This window comes from Peptostreptococcus porci (assembly GCF_009695815.1).
Lineage (GTDB): Bacteria > Bacillota > Clostridia > Peptostreptococcales > Peptostreptococcaceae > Peptostreptococcus > Peptostreptococcus porci.
The window spans coordinates 1-2,324 of sequence record NZ_VUNE01000007.1 but is presented as its reverse complement, the minus strand read 5'-3'; the positions used below and the strand labels follow the sequence as shown (position 1 = coordinate 2,324).

The 2,324-nt window shown below is 58.6% G+C and carries 3 protein-coding genes; 1 reads left to right on the top strand and 2 read right to left on the bottom strand.

Annotated features, from left to right (window positions below; genetic code table 11):
- A partial coding sequence (locus FYJ71_RS09825; protein WP_154538688.1) for a TRAP transporter small permease occupies window positions 1-356 on the top strand: 356 nt, incomplete at its 5' end.
- 226 nt (window positions 357-582) lie between these two features.
- On the opposite strand, the gene FYJ71_RS09820 is transcribed toward FYJ71_RS09825, so the two are convergent.
- Both FYJ71_RS09820 and FYJ71_RS10195 read right to left on the bottom strand, forming a co-directional pair.
- Entirely contained in the window at window positions 583-1,944 is a 1,362-nt protein-coding gene (locus FYJ71_RS09820) for an IS1380 family transposase (protein WP_016915294.1), read from the bottom strand.
- A 29-nt stretch (window positions 1,945-1,973) separates the two neighbouring features.
- On the bottom strand, window positions 1,974-2,216 hold the full coding sequence (locus tag FYJ71_RS10195) for a sensor histidine kinase N-terminal domain-containing protein (protein ID WP_408634633.1): 243 nt from the start codon (window positions 2,214-2,216) through the stop codon (window positions 1,974-1,976).
- Window positions 2,217-2,324: the final 108 nt, after the last annotated feature.

Sequence of the window (2,324 nt, the reverse complement as noted above, 5' to 3'; positions counted from 1 at the left end):
TTTTAGCTGCCATTGGGGTGTCAGTCGTTGTTCAGGTAATAGGGAGACAGTTTGGTTATGCGGTTGATGTAACTGAGTTTGCAGGATTTTGCTTGGCAGCTTCGACTTTCCTCGCTTTGGCTTACACCTTGCGGTGTGGAGCACATGTTCGAGTAACCTTGCTTACGGATTCACTTAAATCCAAGGCTAAACGTATAATTGAAATCTGGGTGTGTAGTGGTGCCATGGTTATATTAGTCTGGTTAAGCTGGCAGGCAGCAAAATTTACGTATCAAGCATATGTGTTTCAGGATGTGAGTCCAGGGTTAATGGCGCTTCCACTGTGGGTTCCTCAAACGGGCATGACTATAGCCTGAATCCGTGAAGCCGGCGCCGACACTTTCCCTATCACCGCCAGCGAGCACTTTTTGATCATTCGCCCCGTGCAAGTTGGCTTTCGCAAGCCCGTTATTGCCAAAACCCACCGTGCTGATCGGTGCTGACGGCCCGTTTTGTCATGCCTTTCCACCCGCCAGGCACGACATATCTGGCGATCGCGTGTCGCCTGGAACTGCTTGTGGATAGAGTGTCGCCGATTGACGGTCAGCATGGCGTTCCTCGTGGATAACGCAGTCGGCTCCGCAGCGTCTTGAGCACCGTCATGCGCCCGATATCCTGCCCGACGTCGAGGATGATCTGCCGTGCCTTGTGAATCACGAGAGCCGCACGGTGCACCAACTCTTGTAGCACGGTGCGCAGCCGGCGCCGCTTGGCCGGGTGGCGAACCGGGCTCAGCTCGCCGGTCATGCCCAGCTGTCCCATCAGGCGCAGGATGTTGTAGGCCAACTGGGCGAGATGCAGGATCAGATCGTTGGTGGCGAACTTGCCGGACGGCAAGCGCTCCAGGTCGAGATCGGTCTTGATCTCGCTGTGAAACTGCTCATGGGTGGCATGCGCCTGGTAGCGCTTGATCACCGCCTCCGGCGCCTCGTCCAGGCTGGTCCACCAGCCTTCCAACTCATAGTCTGGTTCGAGCAGCAACTGGCCATCGCGATCGGCGGTGCGCTCTACCAGGCGCATCACGCGTTGGACGACGTATTCGGTCTTGTTGTCGTCGTGGATCGAGACGGTCTGCGGCCACAGCGCCTGGCGCTTGCCAGGACGCAGCTCTTCCCAGTAGTCCGCCGCCACCGCCAGCCAGGTATCTCGATCAGCCGTGGCCGAGCCGCGCGGGTTCCATTTGACGACATAGTCGAGCCGGCGCCCCTCGTCGGCAAAGACCTGGCGTTGCTGTTCGAGAAGCGCCAGGTGCGCCTGGCTGTCGAAGCCGCTGTCCTCGCGTAACAGGATCGGTTGCCTGGTCAGGCATTGGGCGCGAGGCAGTACCCGCTCCAGGAAGGCGTTGCTCTCCTTCATGGTGTGCTGCTTGCCGGGGCGCAGTTCCAGACCCAGGCACCACCCTTCGTTGCCCAGATAGGCGGCGATCGGGGTGTAGCCATCGACCTTCTGGTAGGTCCGCGAGACGCCTTCCTTCTTCGAGTTGCTGTTGTCCATGACGAAGGTGTCGATGTCCAGGCAGACGTGTGTCGTCTCGGCGGTGATCGGTGCTTCGATCAGTGACAGCAGGGTCGTGGACCAGGTGGCGGTGCGCGCCTGCAGGTCGTTGGCGGCAAGTTTCTCCAGCCGCTGTCGCAGCGTCGCCGCGCTCGGCACCTTCTGCAGGGTCAGCAGTTGTTGGAAGGGCTTGTCGCGGCGGAAGTTCTCGACAGCGTCATAGTCGCTCATGCCCAGACACAGCAGGCCCAGGTAGCTCTTGATCACGTCACTGGTGCGCATGCCCAGCGTGGTGGGGAAGCGGCTGTCGATGCTGTCGACGCCAGCGATCTCGAAGCATTGCCCGATGATGGACAGCCCGGCGTGGCTGGTGAGGGTGCGGCGACTGGCGCGGAACTTTATGTTGGGCATGGCACTGTCTGGGTGAATGGCGATAATGGCTATATTGCCATGCAGGTCAGTGGGTTAGAAGTGCTTCCGGGGGCCGGTCTCACGGATTCAGGTTCAATATCGACGGGTTGGTTGCCACGGCTGAAGGGGAGGGTAAGCGCTACGGCGCGTAATGCATTACCTGCATAGTCCACATCATAAAAAATGGGATCATGTGATGCTTTGGGGGGATCTGCCAAACCGCTAAAGCCTGCGATCATACCCCCGTCTGCTTCCTTGATACGGTAGAAAATTTGTAACTATTCAGGTGGTTGCGGATAGCCTGTCGACAACCACCTGATTTTTCTGGCATAGTGCACAGCATCATTCGGCACACCTATGCGGCGATATGACCATCAGCG

Bases quoted from the DNA above. Each gene is read 5' to 3' on its own strand.
- FYJ71_RS09820 (WP_016915294.1), bottom strand. From the start codon at position 1,944: ATGCCCAACATAAAGTTCCGCGCCAGTCGCCGCACCCTCACCAGCCAC.